The organism is Rhabdaerophilum sp. (assembly GCF_046092605.1).
Lineage (GTDB): Bacteria > Pseudomonadota > Alphaproteobacteria > Rhizobiales > Beijerinckiaceae > Rhabdaerophilum.
Window position 1 is genome coordinate 1 of the sequence record NZ_JBJTDY010000011.1, and the last position, 7066, is coordinate 7066.

Consider the following 7066-nt stretch of genomic DNA (forward strand, 5'->3'; position numbering starts at 1 on the left):
GTGCAAAGGCGAGGAAGTGTCCTGAACCCATGCATGGATCGAGCAGGGTCAAATTGCTCGCCGCTCTCGGCCAGCCTTCGAACACGCCGGCGGCTGGCCGCCACGGCCCCTCCGTTCCGTCTTCGGCTGTGTCGCGGACAAAGCGCAGATAGGTCCAGTCGATATCGCCGACCTTGCAGGCAGCCCGCATCGCCGCCTCGTCGGGCGCCGATGTGGCGAGGCCCGGGTTGCTGACGAGCACCTTGCCGGCCCACCAAGCGCCGAGCGTGTTGTGGAGCAGGAAGAGGACCATGTAGTCCTCGGTGAAGAGCTGGGTGACCGCTGGCAGTTCATCCGCGCCGATCTTCACCTCGGACTTGTTGACCTCGTCCTTCTTGTCCGACTGCCAGAACTGGTAGACCCAGCCGAGGCTGTCATCGGCCTCGAACACCGGCTTCGTCAGGCCCTTGAGCAGGTCCTCCATCTCGGAGCGCGTTTCCGGCGGCAGCGCGATGTCCAGAACCGGATCGTCTTTGCGGAAGATCTGCGGCAGCATCCGCTCGGCGTATTCGCTGGCGAGCGGCAGCCAGTCGGTCGCCTTCTCGCGGGCGAGCTCTTGCACCTCGTCCAACGTGATCGCGACGCCAGAGTCCGGCTCGATCAGCAAGTCCGTTTCTGCAAGGAACCGTGCGAAAAGCATGCGATGCCAGTGTTCATAGGCGCATTCCTGCACGAGACGCGCGGTGGCCTGCACTCCTCTGGGATCGCGCCGATCGCCCAGTTGCCGGCCATGGGCGCGCAGTCGGTTGCGCAGCGCACGTTGCTCGGCCGTCAGGTGCTTCGGCGCTTCCGCCTCGCCGACACCAAGCTGTTCGATCGCTTTGCGGGCGCCCGCTTCGGCGACGCGCCGCGCCGCCTTGACGGTTCGTTCCAGATCCTTGCGGAGAGTTCTGTCGAGCGACGCCATGCTGTCTCTCCTCAATTCACCAGCACGGGGCCGTCGGCGATCTTCGCGAGCAGCGTCGCCTTCTGCCGCTCGACCCACGCCTCAACCTCTGCCGCGTCGCGAAGGGTGCTGCGTTCGAGCGTCACCGTTTGCACCTTGGGTTCGAGCAAGCGCGCGGCGCGCTCGATGGCCAGCGTCACGCGGCCGGCGATGGCATCGATCTCCGCTTGAAAGCCGGACACCGGCTTTCGGTCCAGCGTGTCGGCCAGCGCCTCGTCGGTCGATACATCCGGGGTCGCGGGCGCTGTAAGGCCAACTGCCGCCTTGATGCTGTTCTGGTCGGCCGGTTGCAACTTCACCCACACGCTGTTGGCCGCCAGCGTTGTGTTGGCCGTCGCGAACGCCGCTTCGTGCGCGGTCTGGCCCTTGCGGACAGCATCGCGCAACAGGCCGGCAAGCGCCTGACGCGCCCCGTTGGCAGGATCGGAGGCTTCGAGAAGAAGGTGCTGCGAGCGGATCGCTTCGATCTGATCAAGCTGCGACTTCGCCTCGGGGATGTCCGCAGCATGCTTCGCAAGGCGCCCCAGGATACCCCAAGCTGGGAGGCGTGCGGCGATGAGATCGCGCGTTGCGCCCCACGCCTTGATCCGATCCTCCCACTCGGTCGCCTTGTTCTTGATCGCAACCAGCTGCTCGTTGCCGACCAGCCGTTGAATATCCTCGATCTCGGTCGTCGCAGGGCCGGTGGGAACGGGCGGCTCGCCGCCGGCGGCTTTGGCCAGCGAAATCAGACCGGACAGAAACTCCCCGGCCCGTATCGCTTCTTCACCGCTCTTGCAGGACAGGCCAAGGGCCTGGAACAGCTTGCGGAGGATCAGGCGGTCGCCGACCGAGAGCGTCGCGTGTTCGACACGGAAGTCGGCCTTGGCGATCTTGTTCTGATCGAGTTGGCCCAGGGGAACGGCCTGCCCGTTCAGCGTCGCCGTGATGTGTTGGAGCCGATGAAGGGCAATCAACGCGGCGTCCACAGCATCTCGAGGCCAGCCGAAGGGCGAGCCGCTAAGCGCCCTGCGCACGTCCGAACCAGATTTGCCGGCGCCGATCGAGGCGATAACCTGCTGACAAACCGCATGCTTCTCAGTGGCGTCGGTGTGACCCGTCGGCTGGAACGGGTGATCCGCGCCTTCCCGGGCGCGCTTGATCACCGCTTCCCAAGCGCCCGAATCCGCGTCCTTGAAGCGCGGGAACATGCGAACAAGCGAGGCGTCTGTCGCGGTTTTGATGCGCTCGTCGAGCGCAGTCAGCAGAACCTCGCTGCCTCCGCCCTGAAATACTTTCGTATTCGCGACAACGTCCCGGATCAGCCGGTCGCGATCGCCGCCGGCGCGAGCGCGGCGGCTGTCCATGCTCTGGCGCGCTTCCTGCCCTTCGGCGGTTGTCGGGTTGCCCTTTGCATCCAACGTCTGCTGCGTCGCATCGGCCTCGACGATCAAACGGCGAAGATCGTCGGCGGACTGCCGGGGAATGAAGACAAACAGGATCGGGCTATCAGTGCCGGCGGTGCGCGCGGCGTCGACAACGTCCTTCTCCGAGCAGGACCAACCGTCACGAATCCAGATGGGAACGCTGCCACCGTCGATAGTCGGCGCTGTCTGCTCGCGATGAATGAGGAACTGGCGCGGCTCCTTGGCGGCACCCTGGATTACCTTGATCGCTCGCACCGTCCTGTCGACCTCACCGTAAAGGAGCTGGTCACGCTTGAACTGGATTGCGGCGTCGTCGTTGTTAAGCTTCGTCTGGCGATTGCGGAACTCGCGATCCCATTCACTGCCTTCGCGGGTCTGGAGCCGATATTCGTCCCCGACCGGCATGAGAACGCCTTGGTCGGCGAGCTTTTTCAAGGCCACCTCGACCTCTGACCTTAACTTTCCGTTGTCCGCGGAAAGGTCATCAATCAAAAGGTCAGCCAAATGATCCTTTGTGGCACGCACCCCAATGTCGGCCCCGGATTCCCGCTTCAGTTTGCCTACGAGGAATACCAGTCCGCAGATTCGCTGCGCCAGCACACCCTCGGTGCGACCAACCTGAATGATGCGCTCGTTGATCTCACGCAGAAGAACGCCCGTATTGACCATCTCTGGCGCGAGGGCTTCAAACAATTCGTCGGCGGCAACGATCGCTCCCAAGGGCCGCTCGGAGACCTTGGCAACGGCGTCATGGATGATACGCAACTGCGAACGCAGCTGGCTGCTCGTGCCGGCGGCATCGATCTGGCGGAAACAATTTTCCCAGAAGCGTCGGCGAACGGGCAGCAACGGGTAGTCATCGACGATAACGGCGCGGTCTTCGACGACCTCGCCGATCCGCGTGCCTTGCAGTTGGCGGGAGACTTCGCCGGCGTGCGTGTCGAGCAGTGAGCGCACATCGCCGACAGCCGTAGGCTTCTTTTGCAGCAAGACCCTGCGGGTGACGGTTTCCACTTCCGCATCGGAAAGCGGAACGCGGATGGTGAAGCGGTCCATCAGTTTTTGCAGCAACGGAATATCGGTAAGAGCGCTCTGACCTGCCCCGACGATGATGACGTGACTGTCCAGCTGTTTCGAAACCGCCTCGGCAACCTCGGTTGCGAGAACCGAGCGATCGTTCGACTCGCCGATATACTGCTGCACCTCGTCGAGCACGAGCAGAGCGCATGGCACACGGCCGTCGCGGCCGGCCAAGCGCAGCGCTTCTTTCGCCATCCGCAGAAAATCATCCGTGGTGATGTCTGAGTTCTGCGGAGGAAACTGAGCCTTCAGCAGCTGCTTCGCCTCGGCCTCGCTGGCGGCGAACTGGCTGTCGCATTCCATCACGGCCCGCGCGATCGGGCCGCTAACATAGAGATTGTTGAGCTCCCGCTCGAACGACTTGCCGCCTCCTTCGATCGCGGCCTTCACCTTTTCAAACAGACCTTGCGACTGAAGCCAAAGGCAGAACCGCGCCTGCGGATATTGTTCTGGCAGTCCGACCGCTCGCAAGAGGATCGAGAGGATGGTCAGACGAACGTTGTCAGTCGTTCCGCTCGGCAGGGCGCCCGCGGCTGCGATCAGGCCGCCCGCACGTTTGCCGGCGGTATCCAGCTCGCGCAGCAATGCCCGGAGGTCTTCCGGCATTGAAGGAACAAGGCTGCGCGCCGTGGCACCATCCGGGAAACGCGTATCCTGCCAAAGGTGGCAGAGCATTTTCAGGAGATGGGACTTACCGCTGCCGAAAAATCCGCTGACCCATGCACCGCGCTGGCTCGTCTTGCCAAGATTGTCGAGAAACGACCGGACGATCTTCTGAATGCCGTCGGCATACTGCCCCTCGCAGACGAAGGTTTCGAGTTCGCCGCGGAGTTCGGCTTGCGTCCGTTCATTCCGGCTATCGGATATGCGCGCCTGGCCCTGGTTTACGAGTGGATGAACGGCGGGATCGCGTTGCAGCGTGTCTTTGATCTTCATGCCATTCCTCACTCGTTGTGCGCTGTGATGGGCACGGCGAGGTAGTTCCAGCCGTCGCGCGCATCGAGCAGGCGATAATTATTGCGTTCAAAGTGACCTGGAAAAAAAACGACGAGGCGACCCTTGATGTCGCCTTCGATCATTCGCAGTACCTGCGAAATGCGAGCAAGGCCGAAGAGTGATCCCGCGCCGAGCAGCGCGACCACGGTGTCCCCATTGACATCGGCCCCGCGTAGTTCCGTCCGAACCCGATCCGCGAGGTAGCCGTGAAACTCGGCCTCTAGCTTGAGCTGGAGGTCTTCGGGTGAGGCGAAGTATTCTTCGCGGTAGTCGTCAGTGGCCATCCATTGTGCAAACGCGTCCGCTAGATCGAGCTCGCGCCATTCGTGGCCAGCTTCACGCGCTGCTGTCTCAAACGCCAACTTCCGGGCTCGAAGCGTGCGCTCCAATTCCTTGTCGTAGATCACCATGATGACTCGCTGCGCGCCCGCGACGGTTCGCTGCCAGGGAGTGGCGATGTGACGACCGAAAGATTCGGCGAGGTCTTCAATGCGCGCCATTGTCAGGACCTTGTCGAATGGGGATCAAGCCGGGACAGGTTCATCTCAACCACTTCGCCAGACATGCGAAGGTCAATCAGCCCGTTACGTTTGGCTTCGATTGCAAGGTGACGTGCTCGCGAAGGATCACAGTCCAGGACACGAAGCCAGGCACTCGAGAATATCTCGGCGCCACGGAAACCCGCAGCTTGGGAAAGGTAGAGCGCAAACGCCACTACTGTTGGCGTCGTGTTCACCGGCCGGCGCCTCTTGAAGGTGCGGCCCTCTAGATGGCCCGACTGTGCCCACGAACTCGCCGCGTTGCGGCAGACCTTATCCAGGGTGCTGACGCTTAGTCGCCCGCCAACCATCGACTGCAGCGCGCTCTTCATAGACTCGCGTCCGAACTCGCCGTTGACTGGAAGGAATACGATCGAAGGCGCAGTCGCCGCGAGAAGCGGATCTCTGGCGATGGAAATCAGGAGGGCGAGAAGACAGCGCCCCTCAACCTGAACGTCCCACAATCGCCGAAGCACCCGAAACGCGGGAACGGCGGGGTCGAGCGCATAGAGTTCTCCGAGGCGCTGGTTGGTCAATCGCCGCGTCGAGGCGGTCGGCTTCGAGAGGCAATTCCCCTCAATGATGGCCTGAGCATAGTCTTGGCGCTTGGCGTCCGTAGGCGCCGCGGCGAGCACCTGTTGTAGCTCATCGAACATAATCGTCCGACTGGTGTGCGTTCCCTTTGCCCCGAAGCGAAACCCGGCATCCACGGCGCCGGGAGATTCGCCGGCCGCTGGGAAGAACGATAAAGGGTATTCTGACTGTTCGAGCATATATCCGCCGGCAAGTTTGCCGGCACAAGTAGCCGGTTTGCAGAACCTCTCATGCTGGCTCATGGATGTCAAGTTGTAGTTTCATCCGCCGGCAAACATGCCGGCGGGGCTCTTCCTGCAAGTCTTAGCAGGCCTTTCCGCGATCGAGCGGTCAAAGCGCACGAGTGAGGACGGCGAACGGTTTCTGAATGGCCGCAAAAACGGACACAGTGCGGACACAAGCAGAAGCCCCGCTGGCGAGAGCCAAGCGGGGCTTTTCGTAAGCTATTGATGCAGCTTCGGGATTCTGGTTGCGGGAATAGGATTTGAACCTATGACCTTCAGGTTATGAGTCCGAAGGAAGGCTAAAATCGCCAACAAGCTCCAATATTTTTATGTAATAAAATCAGTTAGTTAATGACAGACGGCCTGTTGGCTGCTATTGGATTTTGAGGGGTTTTTGCGGAATCAACTGCCCCCAAACTGCCCCCACGGCGCTTCCGCCGGCTTCCTGGGTCACCCGGGAGCACTGTTTTCTCAAGCTTCAGGTTGCCAATCCGATGGCCACGATTGTCAAACGCGAACGCCAGGGTGGGACGGTCTATCTCGTCGACATCCGCATCCACGGCTTCCCGCGCCAGAAGAAGACCTTCAAGCGGCTGACCGACGCCAAGCTTTGGGCGCAACAGACCGAGGCTGCCATCCGCAAGGGCGAGTTCCAGAACGTCGTTGCCACGGCGCGCGGCAAGACGGTCAAGGACGTCATCGACCGGTATCGCGAGGACGTGCTGCCGCATAAGTCACCGACCACGCAGCGCGCGGAATCGACCTTCCTCGCCTTCTGGGAACGAACGCTCGGCGAATACGCCCTGTCCTACGTAAAGCCCGACATCGTGAGCGTGAAGCTTCGCGAGCTTGGCAAAGCCGGCGACGGGCGCCGGAAGAAGCCTGATGACGAAGCGCTGGATGATAAGGCGAAGCCGACGGCGCCGAAAAAGCGGAAGACGATCAAGAACTACCGCGACACGCTGGAGCTCCTCTTCAAGCACGCCAAGCAGTGGGAATGGATCGCCGCCAACCCGATGGATGGCGTCAACCGGATCACCAAGATCCGCGATGAACGCACACGGTTCCTCTCCGACGAGGAACGGTCCGCCCTCCTCGACGCCTGCACGGCGAGCGACAACGATCACCTCTACACCGTCGTGGTTTTCGCCCTGTCGACGGGCGCCCGGAAGGGCGAAATCCTCGGCTTGACGCTCGGCGATGTCGATCTTGGCCGTGGCGTCGCGATCCGGCGCGAAACGA

General features: G+C 62.0%; 4 protein-coding genes and 1 pseudogene. 1 reads left to right on the forward strand and 4 read right to left on the reverse strand.

The annotated features are described in order from the left end of the window. The 4 genes and pseudogenes from ACKODO_RS01135 to ACKODO_RS01150 all read right to left on the reverse strand — a co-directional run. Positions 1-946: pseudogene (locus ACKODO_RS01135) on the reverse strand (SAM-dependent methyltransferase); the annotation flags it as partial. A gap of 11 nt (positions 947-957) precedes the next feature. After that, entirely contained in the window at positions 958-4407 is a 3450-nt protein-coding gene (gene brxC, locus ACKODO_RS01140; RefSeq protein ID WP_408981623.1) for a BREX system P-loop protein BrxC, read from the reverse strand. A gap of 8 nt (positions 4408-4415) precedes the next feature. Further along, positions 4416-4967 carry a BREX protein BrxB domain-containing protein gene (locus tag ACKODO_RS01145; protein WP_408981624.1) on the reverse strand — a complete coding sequence of 184 codons (552 nt, stop codon included), beginning with the start codon at positions 4965-4967 and terminating at the stop codon, positions 4416-4418. A 2-nt stretch (positions 4968-4969) separates the two neighbouring features. Continuing rightward, positions 4970-5842, reverse strand: a complete 873-nt coding sequence (locus tag ACKODO_RS01150) for a hypothetical protein (protein ID WP_408981625.1) — start codon at positions 5840-5842, stop codon at positions 4970-4972. Between the two features lie 476 nt (positions 5843-6318). Between ACKODO_RS01150 and ACKODO_RS01155 the strand changes: the two genes are divergently transcribed. Continuing rightward, positions 6319-7066: tyrosine-type recombinase/integrase (locus ACKODO_RS01155; protein WP_408981626.1), on the forward strand; the 748-nt coding region annotated here is incomplete at its 3' end.

Bases quoted from the DNA above. Each gene is read 5' to 3' on its own strand.
- brxC (WP_408981623.1), bottom strand. From the start codon at position 4,407: ATGAAGATCAAAGACACGCTGCAACGCGATCCCGCCGTTCATCCACTC.
- ACKODO_RS01145 (WP_408981624.1), bottom strand. From the start codon at position 4,967: ATGGCGCGCATTGAAGACCTCGCCGAATCTTTCGGTCGTCACATCGCC.
- ACKODO_RS01150 (WP_408981625.1), bottom strand. From the start codon at position 5,842: ATGAGCCAGCATGAGAGGTTCTGCAAACCGGCTACTTGTGCCGGCAAA.